Raw genomic sequence first — 23,929 nt, 5'->3', positions numbered from 1 at the left:
GGAAAGGCACGACGTGGAGAGCGCGAACAGGGGAAAGCGTGCACTCGGTGCGCTACTGACAGTGGTCATCGGTGTGGCGCTGGCGGGCTGCAGCAGCACCGGGGGCCTGCGCGCGGAGCAGCGGGCCAAGGAGGCCCAGGCCAACGGTTCGGCCGTCGACACACCGAGGTGGACGGTCGCCATGGTCACCCACGCCGGTGCCGGCGACAGCTTCTGGGACATCGTCCAGAAGGGCGCCCGGCAGGCCGCCGCCAAGGACAACATCAAGTTCCTGTACTCCAACAGCGACCAGGGCAAGGACCAGGCGCAGCTGGTGCAGACGGCCATCGACCAGAGGGTCGACGGCCTGGTCGTCACGCTCGCCAAGCCCGAGGCCATGAAGGACGTGGTCCTGAAGGCGGAGAAGGCGGGCATCCCGGTCATCACCATCAACTCCGGGTCCGCCCAGTCCAAGGATTTCGGGGCCCTGGCCCACATCGGCCAGGACGAGACCATCGCCGGCGAGGCCGTCGGCGACGAGCTCACGGAGCGCGGCAGGAAGCACGTCCTGTGCGTGCTGCACGAGCAGGGCAACGTCGGCCACGAGCAGCGCTGCGCGGGTGTGAAGAACACCTTCGAGGGCACGACGGAGAACCTGTACGTCAACGGCACCAACATGCCCGACGTCCAGTCCGCCCTCCAGGCCAAGCTGGCGGCCGACCGCTCCATCGACGCCGTCGTGACCCTCGGCGCGCCCTACGCCGCCACCGCCGCCAAGGCGAAGGAGCAGGCGGGCAGCCAGGCCGAGGTCGACACCTTCGACCTCAACGGCCAGGTCGCGGGCGCGCTGGAGGCCGGCACCATCGGCTTCGCCGTGGACCAGCAGCCGTACCTGCAGGGATACGAGGCCGTCGACCTTCTGTGGCTCTACCGCTACAACGCCGACGTCCTCGGCGGCGGCAGGCCCGTGCTCACCGGCCCGCAGATCGTCACCAAGGACGACGCGGCCGCGCTGAAGGACTACGCGAAGCGGGGCACCCGATGAGCGCGGACAGTCTCGCGCCTCCGAGGCGGCTCGGGCACCGCCTGTTCGGCCGCCCCGAGCTGGGCGCGGTCGTCGGCGCCGTGGCCGTCTTCGTCTTCTTCTCGGTGGCCGCCGACTCCTTCCTGCGGCCGGCGAGCCTGGGGACGGTCCTGTACGCGGCGTCCACGATCGGGATCATGGCGGTGCCGGTGGCGCTGCTGATGATCGGCGGCGAGTTCGACCTGTCGGCGGGCGTCCTGGTGACGTCCTCCGCCCTGGTGTCGTCGATGTTCAGCTACCAGATGACGGCGAACGTCTGGGTCGGGGTCGGCGTCTCGCTGCTCGTCACCCTTGCCATCGGCTTCTTCAACGGCATCATGCTGTCCCGCACCAAGCTGCCGAGCTTCATCATCACGCTGGGCACCTTCCTGATGCTCACCGGCCTCAACCTGGGCTTCACCAAGCTCATCGACGGCACGGTCAGCACCAAGTCCATCGCCGACATGGAGGGCTTCCCCTCGGCGCGTGCGCTGTTCGCCTCGCACCTGACCATCGGCGACGTCGACCTCCAGGTGACCATCCTGTGGTGGATCGCCCTGGTCGCCGTCGCGACCTGGGTGCTGCTGCGCACCCGCGCCGGCAACTGGATCTTCGCGTCCGGCGGTGGCCCCGACGCGGCCCGCGCGGTCGGCGTCCCCGTCACCCGTACGAAGACGGGCCTCTACATGGCCGTCGCCTTCTGCGCGTGGATCTCCGGGCAGCACCTGCTGTTCTCCTTCGACGTGGTGCAGTCGGGAGAGGGCATCGGCAACGAGTTCCTGTACATCATCGCCGCCGTGATCGGCGGCTGTCTGATGACCGGCGGCTACGGCTCCGCCATCGGGTCGGCGGTCGGCGCGTTCATCTTCGGCATGACCAGCAAGGGCATCGTCTACGCCGAGTGGAACCCGGACTGGTTCAAGTTCTTCCTGGGCGCCATGCTGCTGCTGGCGACGCTGCTCAACGCCTGGGTCCGCAAGCGGGCGGAGGCGGCGAAGTGACGGCCCTGGTGAAGCTGACCGGCGTCAGCAAGGCGTACGGGCACGTGCGCGCTCTGGAGGACGTCTCCCTGGAGGTCCACGCGGGGGAGATCACCTGCGTCCTCGGCGACAACGGCGCCGGGAAGTCCACCCTGATCAAGATCATCGCGGGGCTGCACCAGCACGACCGGGGCAGCTACGAGATCGAGGGCGTGCCCGTGCGCCACGCGTCCCCGCGTGAGGCGCTCGACCACGGCATCGCCACCGTGTACCAGGATCTGGCGGTCGTCCCGCTGATGCCGGTGTGGCGGAACTTCTTCCTCGGCTCCGAGCCGAGGAAGGGCCGCGGCCCCTTCAAGCGCCTGGACGTCGCCATGATGCGGGAGACGACCCGCACGGCCCTGCGCGACATGGGCATCGACCTGCACGACGTGGACCGGTCCATCGGCACGCTGTCGGGCGGGCAGCGCCAGTGCGTCGCCATCGCCCGGGCGGTGCACTTCGGGGCCAAGGTGCTCATCCTTGACGAGCCCACGGCGGCGCTCGGTGTCCGGCAGTCCGGCGTCGTCCTGAAGTACGTCGCCGCGGCGCGGGACGCCGGGCTCGGCGTGGTCCTCATCACGCACAACCCCCATCACGCCCACCTCGTCGGCGACCGCTTCGTCCTGCTGCGCCGCGGCGCGATGACCGGAACCTACACCAGGGACGGGATCACGGTGGACGAGCTCACCCGGGAGATGGCCGGCGGCACGGACCTGGAGGCCCTCGCCCACGAGCTGCGCCGCCCGGCGCCGTGACGGCGGGGCGGGCGGCCCCGGCCGCCCGCCCCGCGCACCCGCCCGCCGTCGCCCCGGGCCGGGGGCCACACCCCCGCTGCCACCGGCACTTAGAATCACTCGGAGAAACGCCCCCGACCCCGGAGAGACGAGCCTTGCGAGCGACGACCGAGCTGCAGTTCGGGACCGAGTCCGGGATCGGAACCACGGGGGTGAACCGATGAGCATGTACCGGGGTGCCGCCCGCACCTCCAGCAGCTCCACACTGCTGAGCACGGTGGGCCGCCGTGAACGCCGCTCGCACCTCACCGCGCCCCGCGTCCCCACCGTCGGCATCGACATCGGCGGCACCAAGGTGATGGCCGGCGTGGTCGACGCGGACGGCAACATCCTGGAGAAGCTGCGCACCGAGACCCCGGACAAGAGCAAGAGCCCGAAGGTGGTGGAGGACACCATCACCGAGCTCGTCCTCGACCTGTCCGAGCGGCACGATGTGCACGCCGTCGGCATCGGCGCGGCCGGCTGGGTCGACGCCGACCGCTCGCGGGTGCTCTTCGCGCCCCACTTGTCCTGGCGGGACGAGCCGCTGAAGGCCCGCCTCACCGAACGCCTGCGGGTTCCCGTCATGGTGGACAACGACGCCAACACCGCCGCCTGGGCGGAATGGCGCTTCGGCGCGGGCCGCGGCGAGAACGACCTCGTCATGATCACGCTCGGCACCGGCATCGGCGGCGCCATCCTGGAGGACGGCCAGGTCAAGCGGGGCCGCTACGGCGTGGCGGGCGAGTTCGGCCATATGCAGGTGGTGCCCGGCGGGCACCGCTGCGCCTGCGGCAACCGCGGCTGCTGGGAGCAGTACAGCTCGGGCAACGCCCTGGTGCGCGAGGCCCGGGAGCTGGCGGCGGCCGAGTCCCCGGTGGCGTACGGGATCATCGACCGGGTCGGCGGCCAGGTGCGGGAGATCACCGGTCCGCTCATCACGGAGCTCGCCCGTGAGGGTGATGCTATGTGCGTCGAGCTCTTCCAGGACATCGGCCAGTGGCTGGGCGTCGGCATCGCCAATCTCGCCGCGGCCCTGGATCCTTCCTGCTTCGTCATCGGAGGCGGCGTCAGTGCGGCCGACGATCTGCTGATCGCCCCGGCCCGCGACGCGTTCCGGCGCCATCTGACCGGGCGCGGCTACCGGCCGGAGGCGCGTATCGTCAAGGCGCAGCTCGGCCCCGAGGCCGGGATGGTCGGCGCCGCGGATCTGGCGCGGCTGGTCGCGCGCCGCTTCCGGCGGGCCAACCGGCGGCGGGTCGAGCGGTACGAGCGCTACGCGAAGGTTGTCGGCAAGTGAGTGCCATGCCCCCGAGGAAGCCACCGGGCTGGGTGCAGTGGACGGTCGTCCCGCTGCTGATCCTGGTCCCGATCGGCTATGTGATCATCTCTGCGGAGCAGAGCCGGGACAGCGGCGAGGAGAAGCAGCAGCAGGCCGCCGCCACCACGCTCACCCATCTGTGGCCCACCAAGGTGCAGCGGCGGATCTACGAGGTGACGATCCCGTCCGGTTCGGCGCCGGTGGCATACCTGGAGACCAACAACTGGGCGTCCAGCTCCTTCTACGTGCAGTTCCGCACCAACCAGGGCGGCCTGGACACCTTCCTCGCCCAGTACGGCAGGAGCCGCTCCGCCCTCGCGGACGGCGAGGTGACCGTGAGCCGGAAGCAGGCCCGCACCGTGCGCTGGAACTTCGGCGCGGACGGCAGGTGGGCGGGCCTCAAGCTCAAGCAGCACGGCGACAAGCCGGACCACAACATCACGGTCGACTTCTCCAACACGGACCACCCCGTGGTCTATGTCGTGTCCACGATAAACTTCCGCTGACCGGCGCCCAGGCGCCGCAAGGGTCCCGCGCCGCCGCGGGGCCCGGCCGTCGGCGCGCGCGAACGCCTGGATAGCGTGGCGCGAGTGACCGACGAGCATAGCCCCAAGACCCTCCAGCACCGCATCGACGGACCGCAGGACGCGCCGGTCCTGGTCCTCGGCCCCTCACTGGGCACGACGTGGCACATGTGGGACCGGCAGATACCCGAGCTGACCCGGCAGTGGCGGGTCCTGCGGTACGACCTCCCGGGGCACGGCGGCGCCCCCGCCGACCCCTCGATCTCCACCGCGGACCTCGCCGACCGCCTGCTGCGTACCTTGGACGAGGCCGGCGTCGAGCGCTTCGGCTACGCGGGCTGCGCCTTCGGCGGCGCCATCGGTACCCAGCTCGCGCTGCGCGCCCCGCAGCGCGTCGCCTCGCTCGCCCTGGTCTCCTCGGCAGCCCGCTTCGGCACGCCCGACGCCTGGCGGCAGCTCGGGGTGGTCGTCCGCGCCAACGGCCTGGAGCAGATCGCCCTGAGCGCCCCCGAGCGCTGGTTCGCCCCCGCCTTCCGTGACGTCCAGGCCGCCATCGTGGACTGGTCAGTCCAGATGGCCCGGGCCGTCGACCCGGAGTGCTACATCGCCGCCTGCGAGGCGCTGGCCGCCCACGACGTGCGCGCCGAGCTGGGCCTGATCACCGTGCCGACGCTGGTCCTGGGCGGAGCCGAGGACCAGGTGACGCCGCCCGCCGACGCCCGGGCCCTGGTCGCCGGGATACCCGACGCGCGGCTCGCGGTCGTCCCCGGAGCCTCGCATTTGGTGCCGGTGGAGCAGCCCGCCGCCGTGGGCGAGCTCCTCGCCCGCCACTTCGAGGCCACCTGGACCGAGCAGCCCGCGGTCGTGGCCGTACCCGCGCAGCCCGCCCCCGTCGTCCCTGGGCCGGTACCGGCGGCGGCCCCCGTGTGGCCCGTCCCGCAGCACGCGGGCGGCGCCGCGGCCGGGCCGGACCGGTACGCCGAGGGCGACCGCACCCGGCGCGAGCTGCTGGGCGACGCGTACGTCGACCGGGCGGCCGAGGAGACCGAGGAGGCCGCCGGGGACTTCGAGGACTTCGTCACCCGCTACGCCTGGGGCGAGGTCTGGAACCGGCCCGGGCTCGACCGGCGGACCCGCAGCGTCATCACCCTGACCGCGCTCGTCGCCGGCGGCCACCACACGGAACTGGCCGCGCACACCAAGGCCGCGCTGCGCGGCGGCCTCACCCCGGCCGAGATCGAGGAGGTGCTGCTGCACACCGCCGTCTACTGCGGGGTGCCCGCCGCCACCTCCGCCTTCGCGGTGGCGCGGCGCGTCATCCGGGAGGAGACTCGCCCACGGGAGTGAGCCCGCGCGCACGGCGACCTGGTCGCCCCGTCAGCCGTTCGGCATCTCCACCTGGATACGGCGTGTGCGGCGCCCGGGGCCTCGGCCATGATGGTCGTGCAAAGGATCACCGCTCTGGAGGAGAGTCATGAAGCTGACGAAGAGGGGCCACGCCTGCGTCCGGCTGGAGAAGGACGGGCGGGCGCTCGTCATCGATCCCGGGGGCTTCACCGAGCCGGACGCCGCGGTGGGCGCGGAGGCGGTCCTCGTCACGCACGAGCACCCGGACCACTTCAGCGAGCAGCAGCTGCGCGCCGCCCTGGAGGCCAACCCCGCCGCCGAGATCTGGACCCTGAAGAGCGTCGCCGACCAGGTCTCGGCCGCCTTCCCGGGCCGGGTCCACACCGTCGGCGAGGGCGACACCTTCAGCGCGGCCGGCTTCGACATCGAGGTGTACGGCCAGATGCACGCCGTGATCCACCCCGACATCCCGCGCATCACCAACGTCGGCTTCCTCGCCGACGGCTCCCTCTTCCACCCCGGCGACGCGCTCACCGTGCCCGGCCGGCCCGTCGAGACGCTGCTGCTGCCCGTGCACGCACCTTGGAACAAGGTCTCCGAGGTCATCGACTACCTCCGCGAGGTCAAGCCGGTCCGCGCCATCGACGTCCACGACGGGCTGCTCAACGACCTCGCCCGTACCCTGTACGACCGGCTGCTCGGCCCCGACGGGCCCGGTGTCGGCGGCGCCGAGCACGGCAGGATGGCCCCCGGCGACAGCGCCGAGCTGGGCTGACGTCCCAGGCTGACGACCTGGCGCGGACGGTCTGCGGGAACGCCCCGGAACCGGCTGTCGGAGGCGGGCGGTACATTCGGGTCCATGCGCATCGCCACCTGGAACGTCAACTCGATCACCGCCCGCCTGCCGCGACTGCTGGCCTGGCTGGAGAAGAACAGCCCGGACGTGCTGTGCATCCAGGAGACCAAGTGCGCCGAGGAGCAGTTCCCGTTCGACGAGCTGCGCGCCCTCGGCTACGAGACCGCCGTCAACGCCACCGGCCGGTGGAACGGCGTGGCCCTCCTGTCCAAGGTGGGCCTCGAGGACGTCGTCGTGGGCCTGCCCGGCGGTCCGCTGTACGACGAGGTCGACGAGCCCCGAGCGGTCTCGGCGACCTGCGGCCCGGTCCGGGTCTGGTCGGTGTACGTGCCCAACGGCCGTGAGGTCGGCCATGAGCACTACGCGTACAAGCTCCGCTGGTTCGAGGCGCTGCGCGCGGCGGTCGCGCAGGACGCGGCGGGCGAGCGCCCCTTCGCCGTCCTCGGCGACTACAACGTGGCGCCCACCGACGAGGACGTGTGGGACCCGTCGGTCTTCGATGGGATGACCCACGTCACCCCCGCCGAGCGGGAGGCGCTGGCGCACCTGCGCGAGGCCGGGCTCAGCGACGTGGTGCCCCGCCCCCTGAAGTACGACCGTCCCTACACCTACTGGGACTACCGCCAGCTGGCCTTCCCCAAGAACCGCGGCATGCGGATCGACCTGGTCTACGCGAACCAGTCCTTCGGCAAGGCGGTCGGCGACGCCTACGTCGACCGCGAGGAGCGCAAGGGCAAGGGCGCCTCCGACCACGCCCCGGTCGTGGTCGACCTCGACGTCTGACCGGTCCGGGGGAGACCCACGGCGAAGCGCCCGCCGGCCCTGCGCTGGAACTCGACGTAGCCGCGCAGCCCCGGCGGGCAGGGCAGGTGCAAGGTCGCCGGGTGCGCCACGTCGCGCAGGTCCACCACCAGGGCGTCGTCCGGCAGCCCGGTCAGCACGGCGGCCAGCTCCGGGTCGGCCTCAGGCCGGGCCCGGCCCACCGGGGTGCCCCTCAGGTCGGGCCGGTAGGAGAAGACGTGCGAGGTCTCGGCGAGCCGCTCCAGCACCGCGGCGTGCTCCGGGAGCGTCTCGTCCGCCCCATCCGGCACCGACGCCGGCCCTGACCCCGGCTCCCGTCCTGCCTCGGGCGCCATGCCCGCCAGGGCGGCGAGCCCCGCCCTGGCGAGCAGGGTGACCCAGTCGACCAGTGACGGCGCCACATACGCCCAGGTGTCGAGGAAGACCCCGGTGGCGGCGAACACCCTGCCCCAGGCACCCGTGTTCTCGTCCACGTCGACGAAGAGCGTGTCCCCGCCGGACTCGTGCAGCAGGTGCGCGGTGCCCGGCGGCCCCACGGCCCAGCCGCCCGGGTGCAGACCGCGCTCGGGGGCCAGCCGGTACTCCTCCAAGCCGCCGATGCGGATCGACCTCACCCTGCCGACCAGGTGCCGCACCTCCTGGGGCAGCGGCACGCCCCACGCCGCGACCTCGGGGTCGTCCGCGCCGGGTGCCAGCCACACCGTCCCCGGGGCCCGCGCCGCCAACTCCTCCAGCAGCCGCCAGGCGCGGTCCGCCGCCCGCACCCCGGCTTCCCGTTCATCCCGCATTGCGTGGTCCTTCTCCCGCCGGGCAGCCTTACGTTACGTATTGTGCGGCAACGGAACGTATACAACGTGTCGTTACCGTCGGCATACGCCCGCGCGTACGCTCCGGCCATGAAGAGCTTCTCCGTCGACATCGCCACCGCCGTGCTCGAACCCGAGCCCCTGGATCCGGGGCAGATCGTCTCCGGCTCCCCGGAGGTCACCGGGAAGGTGCTGTGGCAGTCGCCCGACGGCACCCGCACGAGAGGGATCTGGCAGATCACCCCGGGCGTGGTGACCGACACCGAGGCGGACGAGATGTTCGTGGTCGTCAGCGGCCGCGCCACCGTCGAGGTGGAGGGCGGACCGACCCTGGAGCTCGGACCGGGCGACGTCTGCGTCCTGCGCGAAGGAGACAGCACGACATGGACCGTCCACGAGACACTGCGGAAGGCCTACACCATAGGCTGATGCCCATGGACATCTCCTTCCTGGACAGGTGGCGCAAACGGTACGGCGAAGTCCGCGGCGCGGCCGTACCGGAGTCCCTCGCCGAGGACCCGGAAGGAGTCGCCGAACTGCTCTCGGAGTGCGAGCTGCTGCGTGCCAGGGCCGAGGCCGAGGGAGTGGAACTGGACGACACGTCCGTCTCCTTGGAGCGTCTGGACCAGCTGGTCCCGCGCTGGCGCGACGACCCGGACGAGCTGTCCTGGCTCGGCAACGACGCCGGGCTCTACCTCGGCACGGTCGTCGTGCGCACCGTGCCCGGCGCGAGCTGGCAGATCTGGCCCAACGGCCGGCCCGTCATCCTGCTGGCCTCCGGCCGTGAACTCGACGTCGTCGAGGCCGGCCACGAGTGGGCGGAGAGCGGCACCCCGGAGCTGTCCCAGGTCTACGCCGAGGCCTCCGAGGCCTGAGCGCCGCCAGGGCCCGCGGCACGGCCTATATGACGCGTTCGGCCTCGCCGAGCATGGCCTCGAACCAGCGGTCGAAGCCGTGGAGCACCGAACCGGGCGGGGTGGGGGAGAGCCGGTAGACCAGCGAGCCCCGCGGGTCCGCGGGCGGTCCTATGACGGAGACGAAGGTGGCGGCGTCGAGGCGCACCAGCCGCCACACCGGCGTGGTGCGGTAGCGGTAGACCTCGAGGTGAATCGTTCCTTCCTCGGCGAGGGCGCCGAGCATCTCCTCCGCAAAGCGCAGGCTCGAGGCGAAGAAGCGCGGTGTCTCGCCGACCTCCTCCGCGATGGGGGCGACCGCGGGGCTCTCCGGGTGCAGCAGCAGCAGCCGCATACGGGCGGGGGTCCGCTCCCGGCGGGTCAGCGGTCCGCGCAGCAGCGAGTCGCCGAGCGCCAGCAGCCCCATGGCGCGCACCCCCACCACGTCCACCGCGTCCGCGCCCGCCGCCGCCTCCCGGATCTCGGCGGCCGCCTCCGGCTTGGTCAGCGCGACAGCGGCGACCTGCGGATGGTCCATCAGGTCCCCGACTCCGTAGGAGCGCAGACGGCGCGGCGCGAGCCCCATGAGCAGCCGCGCGTGGTCCGGCATGCGCAGGCCCTGGGCGATCCGCTCGAACACGTCGAACCGCACCACCGAACGGCGGCCCCGCACGATCTCGTTGACCCGGCCCTGCAGCAGCCCCGTCGCGGCCGCGATGCGCGACTGGCTCGCGCCGCCGTACTGCTGTGCGAACCGCAGGATCGCTCCGGCGTCGCGGGTCCGCAGGGCCTCCCGTATCTCCTCGCGCTCCCAGGCCCACGCGGGGATATCGACGGCATCACCGGAAACCGGTTCCGACATCCACGACTCCCGTCCACCCGTCGGCGCTCCACCGGTGTTACCAGCGGGTATGTCGTGGTGAGAATAGCGCGGGGGTATCGCGTGCACGTGGGCTTCACGGGAATGCTCGGCGCCACCTACGACACCTGCGAGGTGGTCACATGGGGGACAACCTGGCCGCGCCGCCCCCGTTCCGGCGGGTCGCCCCCGGCGCCGACCGGGGTGCGGGCGGCGCGTCGCCTCCGGATACCCTCCGTACCCGCGATCCGGCGGCCGACCCCGTCACGGCCCCGCCCGCCACGGTGCTGCTGGGCGAGGTCTTCCTGCCCGCCGACGACCTGGCGCCCGCCCAGGCACGCCGCATCCTCGCGGCGACCCTGGACGTGTGGGGTCTCGGGTACCTGCTGGACACCGCGGGCATCGTGCTCGCCGAGCTCGTCTCCAACGCCGTACGGCACGCCGGCGGCCGGCGCGTGGGCGTGATGCTGTCGCGGCGGCTGACGCTGGTGCACATGTCGGTCCGCGACGGCTCCCGCACTCCGCCCTGCCTGGTGCTGACCGGCCGGGTCCCCGACACGGCCGGGAGCACCCGCGGTCTCCAGGTGGTTTCCGCCCTCACATACCGCTGGGGGACAGAACTCCTCCCGGGCGGCAAGCGTGTCTGGGCCGAGATCGCCGTCTGACGGGGCGTCGGGAGGTGCATGATGGGGTCATGGACTCCCTGCAGCAGATGCCCAACATCGGCGCGGTCCTGGCCGAGCGCCTCCGCAGCGCCGGCGTGCCGGACGCCGACGAGCTGCGCCGACTCGGATCCGGAGGGGCCTTCGCGATGATCCGCGAGGGGCTTCCCGAGGACGCCCGCACCCACACCCTGCTCGCCCTCGAGGGCGCGATCCGCGGTACCCGCTGGACCGCCATCCCCAAGGCCGACCGCGACGCGCTGGTCGGCCGGGTGCTCGGCGAGGGCCATGCGGGCGCTGCCGCCGGAGGCCGATAGCCACAGCCCGTACACACCGCCGACGGCCGGGCGCGGCCCCCAACGGGCCCGGTCAGGACGAGAAGTCGATGCTGTAGGCCACGCGCCAGCGGTCGGCGCGGATCACCGTGTCGGAAGTCTCGACGGCACGGTCGTCGGCGTCGAAATACGTCCGCTGGACCGCCGTCACGCACTGTCCGTGCGCGCAGCCGAGCGCCTGTGCCTCCCAGCCGGTGGCCGGGCGCGACTCCAGGATCTCGCGGGCCCGTACGACGCGGACCCCGATCGCGGCCAGCCGCCCCCGCACCCCCCGGCGGGCGTAGGGGCCGCGCTCGGGGTGCGCGACGTCGGTGCCGTCGGTGACGGCCAGCGGCTCCCAACTGGTGGCGAGCTGCACGGGCCGGCGGTTCGCCAGGTACTCGTAACGGGTCATCACCACCGGGTCGCCGGTGGTGATGCCCAGCCGCTCGGCGATGGCCGGCGGGGCGGTCGTGGTGACGGTCGAGGCCTCCCAGTCCACCTCCGCGGTGTCTCCGACGACCCGTGCGGCGAAGGGCGAGTCCACCGCGCCCGTGCCGCGGTCGAGGGTCGCGCGGGCGGAACGGTCCACCACGAACACCCCGCGCCCGAACTGCCCTTCGACGTATCCCGCCGCCTTCAGCACGCGCACCGCCCGGTCGACGGTCTGGTCGCTCGCCCGGTAGGCCTCCTTGAGCCGGGAACGGGAGGGGATGGGGGACTCGGGCTTGAGGAGTCCCTCGTCGATCCGCCGCATGAGGTCGTCGGCGATCCACTGGTACACCGGCCCCGGCTCGGCCATCCCCGCTGTCCTCTCTCCCGCTCGTGGCACGACCTTAGGTACGCAGGCCACGGCTGCGTACCGAGGTACGCACGCTACGGGAGTGACGGTCGGCGAAGCGGTACGGAGAGCCGCGCGGGTCACATTGCCGGGGAGGAGAAGGCCAGGCCGGAGAGGGCCGGGACGTGCTCGGTGCGGAGGGGGCCGACGGTGTCCGCGGCCGCCTCCGTGCGGTGGCCGGCCGGGACGGCGCAGGGGGCGGAGCACAGCGTCGGTTCCACTCCGAAGGGGTCTTTCGGAGTGCGCTCCCGGACAGCGAGGCCGCGGTCTTCACGGCGCCGATGCGACCGCATGCCGCACGCCGGCAGGGGTTGCCCGACCTGAGGGAACGTCAGTCCGTCGAGCGAACTTGCGACACCTCCATTGACTTCGGACACCTGGGACGCCGAGTCTGAACCCGTCAGCGTCGACAGGGGGAGGGCCCGATGGGTGTCGGACGTGCATCGATCCTGGGGGCGGCCGTGGCATCGGCCGCGCTCGTGCTCACCGCGGTGAGCGCGGTTCCGGCCACCGCGCACACACGCGACGGCCACCATCCGGGACACGGCCACGGCAACGGCCACCGGGACGCGTACGTCGCGCTCGGGGACTCGTACACGTCGGGACCGCTCATCCCCGACCAGGTGGACGCCAACTGCGCACGGTCGAACCGCAACTACCCCTCGCTGGTCGCGCAGCGCCTGAGAGGCACCGTACTCACCGACGTGAGCTGCGGCGGGGCCACCACCGCCGAGATGTGGAAGGCCCAGGGCAGCAACCCGCCGCAGCTGGACGCCCTGAGCCGCCGTACCTCCCTGGTCACGCTGCAGATCGGCGGCAACGACGTCGGCTTCGGCAGCATCATCCGCACCTGCGCCGGTGCCGCGGTCTCCGACCCGACCGGCAATCCCTGCGAGAAGTACTACTCGGCCGGCGGCACCGACCAGTTGCGGGCCGCCGTGGAGGCGACGGCGCCGAAGATCGACGCCGTGCTCGACGCCATCCACCACCGCGCGCCGCGGGCGCGTGTCGTGGTCGTGGGCTACCCCGCGCTGCTCCCCGACAGCGGGGTCGGCTGCCGGCCGGCCGTGCCCTTCGCCGACGGGGACTTCGCCTACCTCCGGGACACCGAGAAGCGGCTCAACGCCATGCTGGCCCGACGTGCCAAGGCCGCCCACGCGACCTACGTCGACACCTACACGCCGACCGTCGGCCACGACATGTGCACGGCCCCCGGCGTCCGCTGGATCGAGCCGCTCACACCCGCGGCTCCGGCCGCGCCCGCCCACCCCAACGCGCTGGGCGAGGAGGCCATGGCCGCCGCGGTCCTGGACCGGCTCTGCGCACGCGGCCGTATATGACGGGGCCGCGGGGGCCCGTGCCCCCGCGGCCGCCCGCCCGACCGGCCCCGGGCCGTCACTCCGCGGCGACGGCCACGGGGCGGCCGGCGGGGGTCCTGGCCTCACGGGTGACGTCGGCGACGACCTCCACCACGTCGGGTCCGTAGGCGTCGGAGTTGACGACCTTCAGCAGCAGGCAGAAGGTGCCGTCCACCCCGTACTTACGGGCCAGCCGCAGGTAGTGGCGGGCGAGGTAGCGCACGGCGGCCTGGTTGTTCACCCCGCGCTGGCCGGAGGCGAGGAAGACCGGGCGGTTGTTCCCGGTGTTCTCGTCGGCGGCCAGCCGGGCCAGGAAGACGTACTCCACCTTGCCCTTCTCCATGCGGTAGGCCTCGCCGCCCACGGTCAGCGCGCCCTGGTCCTCGACGGGCCCGGTGAAGTCGTTCACCTGGAAACCGGGCAACATGGAGCGCAGGTGCGCCGCCATGCGATGGTTGGATATGGGACCGCCGATGCAGAACTCCGTGCGCGCCCCGAAGCCCTGCCACGCGGTGTCGTGGGGCAGGATCTCGGCGTGCGCCCCGCACTCCTTGATCAGCGCGGACAGCTCGATCAGCGCGAAGACGTCATGGCGCGCCACGCTCCATCCGCGCGTCGAGCCCGGATCGCGGTTGATCACCATCAGACACTCCGAGCCGGTGGGCAGCCCGAAGAAGCGCTGTTTGCGGCGCAGCTTGCGCCGCCACAGGTACGTGCGGACGAACCAGCCCAGCGCGGCGCTGATACCGCTCGCGGCCAGTCCCAGCACGATGTTGCGCACGTCGTCGCTCATGGGCCGGGATGGTAGTTGAGGCGTTCCTGACGAGAAAGGCAGGGTGGGGTTAGGCTGCCCGGACGGTCGCCCCAGTGGAGGTCCACGTATGCGTCGTCACGCTGTACGGAGTCTGTCGCTGCTCGCCGTAACCGCCACCGCCGCGTTGTCGGTGGCCGCGGCCCCGCCGGGGGTGGACGCCCCGGCCCGGGACTCGACGCCCGCCAAGGTCCCGCTCGCCGTCGGCTACGGGGGCGCGGTCTCCAGCGTCGACGCCGACGCCTCCGCCGCAGGCATCGAGGTGCTGCGGCGCGGGGGGAACGCCGTCGACGCCGCGGTGGCCACCGCGGCCGCCCTGGGCGTCACCGAGCCGTACTCCGCGGGGATCGGCGGTGGTGGTTACTTCGTCTACTACGACGCCAGGCACCGCAAGGTCCACACCATCGACGGCCGTGAGACGGCCCCGAAGAGCGCCACCGACAAGCTCTTCGTCGAGAACGGCCAACCGCTTCCCTTCAACGACGCCGTCACCAGTGGTCTGAGCGTCGGCGTCCCCGGCACCCCCGCGACCTGGGACACCGCCCTGCGGTCCTGGGGCAGCCGCAGCCTGCGGGACGTGCTGCGGCCCGCCGAGCGCCTCGCGCACGACGGCTTCGCCGTGGACGCCACCTTCCGCAGCCAGACGGAGGCCAACCAGGCGCGCTTCAAGGACTTCCCGGCGACCGCGGCACTCTTCCTGCCCGGCGGGCAGCCGCCCGCCGTCGGCTCCACCCTCAAGAACCCCGACCTCGCCCGCACCTACGCCGAACTGGGCCGCAAGGGCGTCTCCGCCGTCTACAGCGGCGGCATAGGCGCCGACATCGTGAACACCGTGCGCAAGCCTCCGGTGGACCCGGCCGCGAGCCGCGTCGTCCGCCCGGGCGACCTCACGACGGCGGACCTCAAGGCCTACAAGGCCAAGCCGCAGAGCCCCACCCGCGTCTCGTACCGCGGTCTGGACGTCTACGGCATGGCCCCCTCCTCCTCCGGCGGCACCACGGTCGGCGAGGCGCTGAACATCCTGGAGCGCACGGGCAGGCTCTCGCGGCTGTCCGAGGCCCAGTACCTGCACCGCTTCCTCGAGGCGAGCCGGATCTCCTTCGCCGACCGCGGTCGCTGGGTCGGCGACCCGGCCTTCGAGAAGGTCCCGACCGCGGGGCTGCTGTCCCGGTCGTTCGCCGACTCCCGGGCCTGCCTGATCAAGGACGACGCGGTACTGACCAGCCCGGTCGCCCCGGGCGACCCGTTCCACCCGGCGCGCTGCGCCAGCGGCGGCAAGGCCGCCCCGACGACGTACGAGGGCGAGAGCACCACGCACCTCACCGTCGCCGACAAGTGGGGCAACGTCGTCGCGTACACGTTGACGATCGAGCAGACCGGCGGCAGCGCGATCACCGTCCCCGGGCGCGGTTTCCTGCTGAACAACGAGCTGACCGACTTCTCGTTCGTCCCGGCCGCCCCCGCCGTCCACGACCCCAACCTGCCGGGCCCCGGGAAGCGGCCCCGCTCCTCTATGTCGCCGACGATCGTGCTGAAGGACGGCCGTGTCGACTTCGCGCTGGGCTCGCCCGGCGGCGCCACGATCATCACCACCGTGCTGCAGGTGCTCACCGAGCACGTCGACCGAGGCATGCCGCTGGTGGACGCGATCGCCGCGCCGCGCGCCAGCCAGCGCAATGCGACAGCCACCCAGGTAGAGCCCGCCTTCCTCGCGAGCGACGTGGCGGCGGAGCTGAAGAACATCGGGCACGGCTTCGCCGACGCGGGTGAGATCGGTGCCACGACCGGCGTGCAGCGGCTGCCGGACGGCCGTTGGCTCGCCGCCGCCGAGACGGTGCGCCGCGGCGGCGGCTCGGCGATGGTGGTTCAGAGCACCACTCGGTAGTGAGTCGTCAGGCGCCGCTCGTCGTCCAGCACATGGAAGGCGACGCCGGGCGGCGCCGAGCGGTCGGCCACCGAGCCGTCCTGCTCGCCCTCCCACGGCATGCGCAGCGTCCACGTCACTCCCGGCGCGGCGATCAGCGGCCGCCCGGCGAAGGTGGTGGCGGCGGGCGTGTGCGCGTGCCCGGTCAGTACGGCGACCACTTCCGGGTGCGCGGCCAGCAGTTCCTCCAGGGCCGCGGGCCGGCCGAGCCGGTAGCCGTCGGGCAGCGGATGGTGCAGCGCGACGGGCGGATGGTGGAAGGCCAGCAGCGCCGGGGTGCCGGGGGCCAGCCCGCCCAGGGTCGTGGACAGCCACTCCAGGGTCTCCTCGTCGAGCAGGCCGTCGTCCTCGCCCGGGATCGTCGAGTCGCACATCAGGACCGCGGTCCCGGCGACGAGGTGCGCCCGGTTCACCGGTCCCGTCTCCCCGGCCTCGCCCAGCAGCGCCTTGCGGTAGGCGGCGCGGCGGTCGTGGTTGCCCGGACAGGGGAATACCGGGAAGGGCGCGTCGAGGATCCGGGCGGCCTCCTCGTACTCGGCCGGGGCGCCGTGGTCGGCGATGTCGCCGGTGACCAGCAGTGCGTCCGGCTGCCGGGGGAGCCCGCGCAGATAGGACATGACGCGGGTGGCGCGTTCCGTCGAGCGTTCGGTGCCGTCCAGATGCAGGTCGCTGATGTGAGCCAGCAGCATGGGCCGCTCCCCTCCAGGCTTAATGCTAAATTCCTCTTCTGACGTTAGAACGGTATGGTGCGGCCGGCGAACGATCAAGAGGAGGGGCGCCGTGGAGCGCTACCTGGCCCTGGAACTGGTGAGCACGGTCCGGCACGACGGCGACGGAGGGGTCGCCGACGACCTCGGCGACCCTTCAGCGCTCACCGCCTGGGTCCGCGAACACGTCCCCGAGCACGGCGGTTTCACCGCGGACGACGCCGCGCTCACCGATGTCCTCGCCCTCCGCCGTGCCGTGCGCGCCCTCTTCGCCCGCGCCGTGGCGCCGGCGCCGCCCAGCTCCGCCGACGCCCGGCGCCTGATGCCCGCCGAGGAGGCCCTCGCGCACCTCAACGCCGCCGCTGCGCGGGTCCCCGTCGTACCCCGGCTGGTGTGGGAGGCGCAGGAGGCTCCCGCCGCCCGGCTGGAGGCCGCGGTGGAGCCGGCCGGCCGGGCCGGTGCCGACGCCCGGATCGTCGCCGAACTCGCCCGCGCCGCCGTCGACTTCCTCGCCGGCCCCGAGCGTGAACGGCTGCGGGCCTGCACCGCGCCCCGCTGCGTCCGGTACTTCGTGAAGTCCCACGGCCGCCAGGAGTGGTGCAAGCCGTCCTGCGGCAACCGCGCCCGCGTCGCACGCCATTACCGCCGTCACCGCCCGCAGGCGGCCCCGTCCTGAGCTCCTGGGACGCCGTGGTGCCGGGTCCCCGGCGAGGGGGCGCGCCGCCGTGCCTCCGCGCGGGGTCCGGGCGCCCGTGCACCCTCCGCCCCCTGTGCGAAAACTCTCCGTAGCACCGTCGTAACACCACGGGTGTCGAATGCCGTGCGGACCACACGCTTCCGCCGCCGGGCGGCAGGCAGGGAGGAGCGAGAGTGGAACGCGGGGCGCGCAGCCAGGTCACGGGCTCGGTCGAGCAGTTCGCCCGGTACCTCCGGGGGCTCGTCGGCGCGGCGGGCGACACGCCCGGCTGGTACGCGGTCTTCGCCGAACGCGATCCCGAAGGCGTCAGGGCCTGGCTCGACGGGTCCGACGTCCCGCCGTGGGACGTCGTCCTCGCCCTGCTCCAGGACGCGGCCGCCGCGCGGGGCACCCACCCGCAGGAGGCTGCGGCCGAGCCCGCCCGCAGACTGCACGCCGCCGCCGTCGCCGCTCACGACGCCGTACCGGGCGGCGAGGCGGCGCTGAGCACGCGACTGGACGCCTTATCCAGGGAACGCCGGTACGCGGTGCTGCACGAGCGCGACGTCGCCGCCGCGCTGCGCGTCGCGGCCACCCCCGCCGAGGCGGAGCGCCTCGGCAACGAGCTCGCCTGGGCCCGCGACGACCGTGAACGGGCCGTCGCGCGCTGCGCGGAGTTCCAGGCGCGCCTCGACGCGGTCCGCTCCCGCCCGGTCGTGCCCGAGGGGTGGTTCCGCCCGCAGGCGGCCCCGGCCTCCCGCGTGCCGGCGCCCCGCGCCCCGGCCGCACCCCGGCCCCCCGGCGCGGACGCCCCGGCGGTCGCACCCGGCCGCGGTGACGACGACGCCGCCCGGCCCGGGACGGCCGACCGGTCCTCCGCCCGCGGACGCTGGCAACGCCCCCGCGGCGGAGCGCGGTACGGCGGCGCCCGCTTCGCCGGCGCACCCGAGGCCGAGGCGGCCGCGCTCCCCGTCGTGCCGCCCGTGGTCGCGGCGCCGGAGGGCGGCAGCGACCCAGGTCCCCGCGGGGCGCGCTTCGCCGGCGCGGCGGGCCGGGACACGCCCGGTACCCGCGAGGCCGGGCAGGCGCGCGGCGGCGTCCGTGAGGCGCACGTCCGCAGGGAGGCCGCACGGACGGCCGCGGCACGCATGGCGGAGCTGCGCCGGACCGGCCGCACCGGCGAGGCGTACGTGCTGATGAGCGAGGCCGTGGCGGGCCCGCCCGAGGACATCCCCGAACTCGCGGCCGCGCTGGAGCGGTCGGGGTTGGCCGCGGACGTGGCCACACTGCTGTGGGAGCTGGCAGCACAGCCCCCGCACCGTCTGGCGGCCGCCGCGACCGCCCTGGACTCGGCGGGCCGCGGCGACGACCGGCGGACCCTGCTGCACCAGGCGGCCGCCAGGCCCGCCGCCGAGGTCGCCGCGACCGCCTGGGCCCTTCTCGACGCCGGCCACCGGGACGCGGCGCTGAGCCTGCTGACCGCCCTCGTGCGCGCCCGCAGCCCGGAGGCGGCCGCCGGGATCGCCCGCGAGCGCGCCGGGCTCGTCGGCCCGCTCCTGGACGCGGCGGGGCTGGTGTCGGTCTCCAAACGCCGTGACGTGGCCGCCGCACTGCGCCGAGCGGGTCTGCCCGACCGCGAAATCTGATCGGCTTCGTTGAGTAACGGCGCCGGTATTGCCACAGTGGGCTGTGGGCTCTTACGTTCGTCCCAGCGCCGGATCTACGTGCGTAGACCAGCCCGCCGTTCCGGCGTGACCTCGCGTCAAAGGAGCTGTCATGCCCAATGTCGTACGCGCCGCGCTCGTCCAGGCGACGTGGACCGGTGACACCGAGTCGATGATCGCGAAGCACGAGGAGCACGCCCGCGAGGCGGCCGCGCGGGGCGCCCGGGTGATCGGCTTCCAGGAGGTCTTCAACTCCCCGTACTTCTGCCAGGTGCAGGAGGCCGAGAACTACCGGTGGGCCGAGCGGGTGCCGGACGGCCCGACCGTGCAGCGCATGCAGACCCTCGCCCGTGAGACGGGCATGGTGACGGTGGTGCCGGTCTACGAGATCGAGCAGGACGGCTTCTACTACAACACCGCCGCCGTCATCGACGCCGACGGCAGCTATCTCGGCAAGTACCGCAAGCACCACATNCCGCAGGTCAAGGGCTTCTGGGAGAAGTACTACTTCAAGCCCGGCAACCTGGGCTGGCCGGTGTTCGACACGGCCGTCGGCAAGGTCGGCGTGTACATCTGCTACGACCGCCACTTCCCCGAGGGATGGCGGGCGCTGGGCCTGGCCGGCGCGCAGCTGGTCTACAACCCCTCGGCGACCCACCGCGGGCTCTCCTCCTACCTGTGGCAGCTGGAGCAGCCGGCCGCGGCCGTCGCCAACGAGTACTTCGTCGCCGCCATCAACCGGGTCGGCCAGGAACCGGTCTACGGCGACAACGACTTCTACGGCACGTCCTACTTCGTCGACCCGCGGGGCCAGTTCGTGGGCGACGTCGCCTCCGACAAGGAGGAACAGCTGATCGTGCGTGACCTGGACTTCGACCTGATCCCCGCCGTGCGCCAGCAGTGGGCCTTCTACCGGGACCGCCGCCCTGACGCCTACGGCACCCTGACGGAGGCGTGAACACGTCCATGACCATCACCGAGAACCCGCACGCCGCGCTCCACTCCCGCCACCGGGCCGTGATGCCGCAGTGGCTCGCGACGTACTACCGGGAGCCCATCGAGATCACCCACGGCGAGGGCCGGCACGTCTGGGACGCCGAGGGACGCCAGTACCTCGACTTCTTCGGCGGCATCCTCACCACCATGACCGCCCACGCCCTGCCGGAGGTCACCGCGGCGATCCGCGAGCAGGCCGGGAGGATCCTGCACTCCTCCACGCTCTACCTGAGCTCCCAGGCCGTCGACCTCGCCGAGCGCATCGCCCGGCTGTCGGGCATCCCGGACGCCCGGGTCTTCTTCACCACCTCCGGCACCGAGGCGAACGACACCGCGCTGCTGCTCGCCACCACCTACCGGAAGTCCAACCAGATCCTGGCGCTGCGCAACAGCTACCACGGGCGTTCCTTCTCCGCGATCGGCATCACCGGCAACACCTCCTGGTCGCCGACGAGCCTGTCACCGCTCCAGACGCTGTACGTGCACGGAGGCGTCCGCCACCGCGGCCCCTACGCGCACCTGTCCGACGCGGAGTTCACGGCCGCCTGCGTGGCGGACCTCGAGGACATCCTCGGCCAGGCCAACGGCCAGGTAGCCGCCTTGATCGCCGAACCGGTCCAGGGCGTCGGGGGCTTCACCTCGGGCCCGGACGGGCTGCTGGCCGCCTTCAAGCAGGTCCTCGACCGGCACGGCATCCTGTGGATCACGGACGAGGTGCAGACCGGCTGGGGCCGGACCGGTGAGCACTTCTGGGGCTGGCAGGCGCACGAGGGCTCCGGCCCGCCGGACGTCCTGACCTTCGCCAAGGGCGTCGGCAACGGGCTGTCCATGGGCGGCGTCGTCGCCCGCGCCGAGGTGATGAACTGCCTCACCGCCAACTCCATCTCCACCTTCGGCGGCAGCCCCATCACCACGGCGGGCGCGCTGGCCAACCTCCAGTACCTCCTCGACCACGACCTGCAGGGCAACGCGCGGCGCGTGGGCGGTCTGCTCAGGTCGCGGCTGGAGGCCATCTCCGCCGGGCTCCCGGTGGTACGCGAGGTGCGCGGCCGCGGGCTGATGCTCGGCGTCGAACTGGCCTCGCCGGCCGCGGCGGGCGTGGTCCTCGAGGCGGCGCGTGAGGGCGGTCTGCTGATCGGCAAGGGCGGCCGGGCCGGCGACGCGCTGCGCATCGCCCCACCGCTCTCCCTGACCGTCGCCGAGGCGGAGGAGGGCGCCTCGATCCTGGAGGCGGCGCTCAAGCAGGCGCAGAGCGAGCTGGGCGACGGTCCGGCCTGACGGGACGTCACCGCGGCGGGTGGGCCGGGGCCTTGGCCCCCGCCCACCCGCCGCCGTCAGAGCTGCAGGTCGACGACGAGCGGCCGGTGGTCGGAGACCGGCACGGCGGGCGCCCTCGCGGAGCGCACGGCGGCCCGCCCGAGGCCCGCAGCCAGCACGTGGTCGAACTGCACGACGGGGCGGTGCGAGGGGTAGGTGCGCGTACGGGCGAGCGTCCGCCAGGCCCCGCCCAGCGCCAGCGGCGGCACCGGGCCCACCAGGTTGGGGTCGCCCAGGAGCAGGTGGGGCCGGGGCAGGCCGGCGATCCAGCGCCGGATCGCCACCAACTGGCCCACGTTCCAGCCGGGGACGAACGACAGGTGCACCGCGACCACCGTGAACGGCCCTCGCGCGCCATCAAGGACGGCCGCCAGGGCGCAGCGCGGCTGGTCGGCCATCATCCGGAGCCCGGCGAGTCCGGGCACCCGCAGGGGCAGCCCCACGGGCGAGGGGGGCAGCCGCCGGGCCCGCCACTCCCGTGCGGGCAGCCGGGTGGCCAGGGCGATCCCGTGCGACGGCGGGCCGTCGCCCCGGGCCGCGTCCTTCGGCCCGTACACCCGCATCCCGGGTTCTGCCGGATCACGCACCCACCCCGTGCCCGGCACCGAGCGGCCGTGTGCCGCCGACGCGTAGCGCCAGTCCCGCGCGCCGGACGCCGCGGCGGCGGCCGCGGCCTGGTCCACCCGTCCGGACCGGACCTGGAAGCGGTCGAGCTCCTGCAGCGCGAGGACGTCGGCGTCCAGGGACGCGACGGCACGCGCGAGGGGTTCCCCCGCGGACTCGCCGCGGGGGAATGGGGCCGGCCTGCCGTCACTGATCGGCAGACCGTGCAGCACGTTGAACGTCGCGAACCTCATGGGCCCGCCGCCCGCGGTCCGGTGGCGGCGGGAGAGGGCGCCGGGGCGCCGCCCCGCCGCCGTGGACGGCCGGGCCTGCGGAAGTGGGCGTACGGCGGGTACGCCTTGAAGGCGATGTCGAGTTCGGGCCCGCGCCGCCGGTCGCCGGACTCCAGCAGCGGTGTGAGGCCCTCGACCAGGGCCATGTGCCCTTTTGTCAGGCCCTTCTGACGCGGCCCCAGGCCGGCCGCCCGCGCCAGTGCCGTCGCGGCGAAGGAGAAGGTGCCGCGGCTGCCCACCAGGAACAGCGTCCGCGCGTGGCCGACCGGCCGCAGCCGGTCGCGGGTGTCCGCGTGGCCGCAGCGCCGCAACCAGGCGTCGGCGTCGCGCGCGGTGCGCGCCTCGTCCGTGCGGACGCTCAGGGGCACTCCGCCGGTCAGACGGCGGCGCAGCCCGGGCCACTCGCTCACCCGCAGGCCCAGCGAGTGGTGGACGAGGTCGACGCGGCCGCCGGCTGTCTCCAGGTACGCCTCCTCGTCCAGGGGGACGCCGCCGCGCAGCGGCACATGGACGACGGTGCGCCGCGAGTACGCGGCGAAGGCGAACAGCCCGGCCAGCGCCGAGAGCCCCGTATGGTCGCCGACCAGGAAGCCGTAGCCGGCCGGGTCGGTGAGGGCCGTGTGGCGCGGGGGCTGCCAGGGCTGCACGATCCGGTGCTCCACCGGGCCGGTGCGCGGGCTGAAGTGACGCAGCCTCAGCCGCATGCGGGATCCTCCATGCGCCCATCGTCGCCGTGCCACCGCGGCCGGGGCAACGCGATTTCACACCTCGTCACCTACAGACCCGAACGCCCGGTTCATGGCATATTGTGAGCGTTCGCCGTAGGGGGCTCGGAGTCGCAGCGATCGTCCCGTCGATGGAGAGCAGCGGTATTGCCACCGTGGGTGACCGGTCATACGTTTTCCACCATGGCGGGGTCTACGTGCGTAGAGCCGTTCCGACATGGCATCGAGGTTTCCGCGGACCCCGCCCTCACCATTGGAAGGAGTGGGAGCATGAGCCGCATCGTCATCCGGGGCGGACTGGTCGTCACCGCCGCGGAGGAGGTCCACGCCGACGTCCTCGTCGAGGGGGGCAGGGTCGCCGCCCTCGCGTCGCACGACTCCGACCCGGCGCGGGGCTGGGCCGCGTCCGCCGACCGCGTCGTCGACGCGACCGGGAAGTACGTCATCCCGGGCGGCGTCGACGCGCACACCCACATGGAGCTGCCCTTCGGCGGCACCTTCGCCTCGGACACCTTCGAGACCGGCACCCGGGCCGCCGCCTGGGGCGGGACGACGACGATCGTGGACTTCGCCGTGCAGTCGGTCGGCGAGCCGTTGCGCGCCGGACTCGACAGCTGGCACGCCAAGGCCGACGCCCAGTGCGNGATCGACTACGGCTTCCACATGATCCTCTCCGACGTCAACGAGGACACCCTCAAGGAGATGGACATCCTCGTCGAGGAGGGCGTCACCTCCTTCAAGCTGTTCATGGCCTACCCCGGCGTCTTCTACAGCGACGACGGCCGCATCCTGCG

General features: G+C 73.2%; 27 protein-coding genes. 19 read left to right on the top strand and 8 right to left on the bottom strand.

Features of this window, described 5'->3' with window-relative positions; translation table 11 throughout:
• Nucleotides 1-61 precede the first annotated feature (61 nt).
• From B085_RS0133765 to B085_RS0133730, 8 genes are all read left to right on the top strand, one after another.
• Nucleotides 62-1,024 carry a sugar ABC transporter substrate-binding protein gene (locus B085_RS0133765; RefSeq protein ID WP_018563023.1) on the top strand — a complete coding sequence of 321 codons (963 nt, stop codon included), beginning with the start codon at nt 62-64 and terminating at the stop codon, nt 1,022-1,024.
• On the top strand, nt 1,021-2,043 hold the full coding sequence (locus B085_RS0133760; protein ID WP_018563022.1) for an ABC transporter permease: 1,023 nt from the start codon (nt 1,021-1,023) through the stop codon (nt 2,041-2,043). Before B085_RS0133765 ends, B085_RS0133760 begins: the two co-directional genes overlap by 4 nt.
• Entirely contained in the window at nt 2,040-2,819 is a 780-nt protein-coding gene (locus B085_RS0133755) for an ATP-binding cassette domain-containing protein (RefSeq protein ID WP_018563021.1), read from the top strand. The genes B085_RS0133760 and B085_RS0133755 overlap by 4 nt, the downstream gene beginning before the upstream one ends.
• A gap of 199 nt (nt 2,820-3,018) precedes the next feature.
• Complete coding sequence (locus B085_RS0133750) at nt 3,019-4,137, top strand: ROK family glucokinase (RefSeq protein ID WP_026251715.1); 1,119 nt, start codon at nt 3,019-3,021, stop codon at nt 4,135-4,137.
• A gap of 5 nt (nt 4,138-4,142) precedes the next feature.
• Nucleotides 4,143-4,664, top strand: coding sequence for a hypothetical protein (locus tag B085_RS0133745; protein ID WP_037733025.1), 522 nt, complete (start codon nt 4,143-4,145; stop codon nt 4,662-4,664).
• Between the two features lie 84 nt (nt 4,665-4,748).
• A complete protein-coding gene (locus tag B085_RS0133740) occupies nt 4,749-6,029 on the top strand; it encodes an alpha/beta fold hydrolase (protein ID WP_018563018.1) in 1,281 nt (426 codons plus the stop codon).
• 127 nt (nt 6,030-6,156) lie between these two features.
• Nucleotides 6,157-6,804, top strand: a complete 648-nt coding sequence (locus B085_RS0133735; RefSeq protein WP_018563017.1) for an MBL fold metallo-hydrolase — start codon at nt 6,157-6,159, stop codon at nt 6,802-6,804.
• A gap of 84 nt (nt 6,805-6,888) precedes the next feature.
• Nucleotides 6,889-7,668: an exodeoxyribonuclease III gene (locus tag B085_RS0133730; protein WP_018563016.1), complete on the top strand. Its 780-nt coding sequence runs from the start codon at nt 6,889-6,891 to the stop codon at nt 7,666-7,668.
• Here B085_RS0133730 and B085_RS0133725 read toward each other — a convergent pair.
• Nucleotides 7,593-8,474 (bottom strand): hypothetical protein, encoded by an 882-nt coding sequence (locus B085_RS0133725; protein ID WP_018563015.1) that lies wholly within the window; start codon nt 8,472-8,474, stop codon nt 7,593-7,595. The two genes, B085_RS0133730 and B085_RS0133725, sit on opposite strands and share 76 nt — an antisense overlap.
• A 108-nt stretch (nt 8,475-8,582) precedes the next feature.
• Here B085_RS0133725 and B085_RS0133720 point away from each other — a divergent pair, with 108 nt between their 5' ends.
• Nucleotides 8,583-8,921 (top strand): cupin domain-containing protein, encoded by a 339-nt coding sequence (locus B085_RS0133720; protein ID WP_018563014.1) that lies wholly within the window; start codon nt 8,583-8,585, stop codon nt 8,919-8,921.
• A 5-nt stretch (nt 8,922-8,926) separates the two neighbouring features.
• Complete coding sequence (locus B085_RS0133715) at nt 8,927-9,367, top strand: DUF6278 family protein (RefSeq protein WP_018563013.1); 441 nt, start codon at nt 8,927-8,929, stop codon at nt 9,365-9,367.
• 25 nt (nt 9,368-9,392) lie between these two features.
• On the opposite strand, the gene B085_RS0133710 is transcribed toward B085_RS0133715, so the two are convergent.
• On the bottom strand, nt 9,393-10,247 hold the full coding sequence (locus B085_RS0133710) for a helix-turn-helix domain-containing protein (RefSeq protein ID WP_018563012.1): 855 nt from the start codon (nt 10,245-10,247) through the stop codon (nt 9,393-9,395).
• A 140-nt stretch (nt 10,248-10,387) separates the two neighbouring features.
• On the opposite strand from B085_RS0133710, the gene B085_RS0133705 reads away from it, so the two are divergent.
• Both B085_RS0133705 and B085_RS0133700 read left to right on the top strand, forming a co-directional pair.
• Nucleotides 10,388-10,909, top strand: a complete 522-nt coding sequence (locus B085_RS0133705; protein WP_018563011.1) for an ATP-binding protein — start codon at nt 10,388-10,390, stop codon at nt 10,907-10,909.
• A gap of 29 nt (nt 10,910-10,938) precedes the next feature.
• Nucleotides 10,939-11,223: a TfoX/Sxy family DNA transformation protein gene (locus B085_RS0133700; RefSeq protein ID WP_018563010.1), complete on the top strand. Its 285-nt coding sequence runs from the start codon at nt 10,939-10,941 to the stop codon at nt 11,221-11,223.
• A gap of 52 nt (nt 11,224-11,275) precedes the next feature.
• Here B085_RS0133700 and B085_RS0133695 read toward each other — a convergent pair whose 3' ends face one another.
• Nucleotides 11,276-12,022 carry a GntR family transcriptional regulator gene (locus B085_RS0133695; RefSeq protein WP_018563009.1) on the bottom strand — a complete coding sequence of 249 codons (747 nt, stop codon included), beginning with the start codon at nt 12,020-12,022 and terminating at the stop codon, nt 11,276-11,278.
• Nucleotides 12,023-12,141: 119 nt separating this feature from the next.
• Nucleotides 12,142-12,282: a hypothetical protein gene (locus tag B085_RS49755; RefSeq protein WP_018563008.1), complete on the bottom strand. Its 141-nt coding sequence runs from the start codon at nt 12,280-12,282 to the stop codon at nt 12,142-12,144.
• Nucleotides 12,283-12,486: 204 nt separating this feature from the next.
• On the opposite strand from B085_RS49755, the gene B085_RS0133685 reads away from it, so the two are divergent.
• Nucleotides 12,487-13,401, top strand: a complete 915-nt coding sequence (locus B085_RS0133685) for an SGNH/GDSL hydrolase family protein (RefSeq protein ID WP_018563007.1) — start codon at nt 12,487-12,489, stop codon at nt 13,399-13,401.
• Nucleotides 13,402-13,456: 55 nt separating this feature from the next.
• Here B085_RS0133685 and B085_RS0133680 read toward each other — a convergent pair whose 3' ends face one another.
• A complete protein-coding gene (locus tag B085_RS0133680; RefSeq protein WP_018563006.1) occupies nt 13,457-14,212 on the bottom strand; it encodes a hypothetical protein in 756 nt (251 codons plus the stop codon).
• An 88-nt stretch (nt 14,213-14,300) separates the two neighbouring features.
• On the opposite strand from B085_RS0133680, the gene ggt reads away from it, so the two are divergent.
• Nucleotides 14,301-16,115, top strand: a complete 1,815-nt coding sequence (gene ggt / locus B085_RS0133675) for a gamma-glutamyltransferase (protein ID WP_078620196.1) — start codon at nt 14,301-14,303, stop codon at nt 16,113-16,115.
• On the opposite strand, the gene B085_RS0133670 is transcribed toward ggt, so the two are convergent.
• The gene (locus B085_RS0133670) at nt 16,097-16,843 is read right to left on the bottom strand and encodes a metallophosphoesterase (RefSeq protein ID WP_018563004.1); all 747 of its coding nucleotides are present in this window, start codon (nt 16,841-16,843) and stop codon (nt 16,097-16,099) included. The genes ggt and B085_RS0133670 overlap by 19 nt on opposite strands.
• Before the next feature lie 91 nt (nt 16,844-16,934).
• Here B085_RS0133670 and B085_RS0133665 point away from each other — a divergent pair, with 91 nt between their 5' ends.
• The 4 genes from B085_RS0133665 to B085_RS0133650 all read left to right on the top strand — a co-directional run bounded on the left by B085_RS0133665 (nt 16,935) and on the right by B085_RS0133650 (nt 21,475).
• Nucleotides 16,935-17,537: a CGNR zinc finger domain-containing protein gene (locus B085_RS0133665; RefSeq protein ID WP_018563003.1), complete on the top strand. Its 603-nt coding sequence runs from the start codon at nt 16,935-16,937 to the stop codon at nt 17,535-17,537.
• Between the two features lie 194 nt (nt 17,538-17,731).
• Nucleotides 17,732-19,183 (top strand): hypothetical protein, encoded by a 1,452-nt coding sequence (locus B085_RS0133660; protein WP_018563002.1) that lies wholly within the window; start codon nt 17,732-17,734, stop codon nt 19,181-19,183.
• Between the two features lie 130 nt (nt 19,184-19,313).
• Nucleotides 19,314-20,159, top strand: coding sequence for a nitrilase-related carbon-nitrogen hydrolase (locus tag B085_RS0133655; protein WP_018563001.1), 846 nt, complete (start codon nt 19,314-19,316; stop codon nt 20,157-20,159).
• 8 nt (nt 20,160-20,167) lie between these two features.
• Nucleotides 20,168-21,475 carry an aspartate aminotransferase family protein gene (locus B085_RS0133650; protein WP_037733047.1) on the top strand — a complete coding sequence of 436 codons (1,308 nt, stop codon included), beginning with the start codon at nt 20,168-20,170 and terminating at the stop codon, nt 21,473-21,475.
• A gap of 56 nt (nt 21,476-21,531) precedes the next feature.
• Here B085_RS0133650 and B085_RS0133645 read toward each other — a convergent pair whose 3' ends face one another.
• Complete coding sequence (locus B085_RS0133645) at nt 21,532-22,371, bottom strand: endonuclease/exonuclease/phosphatase family protein (protein WP_018562999.1); 840 nt, start codon at nt 22,369-22,371, stop codon at nt 21,532-21,534.
• Complete coding sequence (locus B085_RS0133640) at nt 22,368-23,114, bottom strand: hypothetical protein (RefSeq protein ID WP_018562998.1); 747 nt, start codon at nt 23,112-23,114, stop codon at nt 22,368-22,370. Before B085_RS0133640 ends, B085_RS0133645 begins: the two co-directional genes overlap by 4 nt.
• A gap of 291 nt (nt 23,115-23,405) precedes the next feature.
• On the opposite strand from B085_RS0133640, the gene B085_RS0133635 reads away from it, so the two are divergent.
• Nucleotides 23,406-23,929 (top strand): amidohydrolase family protein (locus B085_RS0133635; RefSeq protein ID WP_018562997.1); only part of this gene is annotated, 524 nt, incomplete at its 3' end.

This window comes from Streptomyces sp. BoleA5 (assembly GCF_000373665.1).
Lineage (GTDB): Bacteria > Actinomycetota > Actinomycetes > Streptomycetales > Streptomycetaceae > Actinacidiphila.
This window is presented reverse-complemented; position numbering and strand designations above follow the sequence as displayed.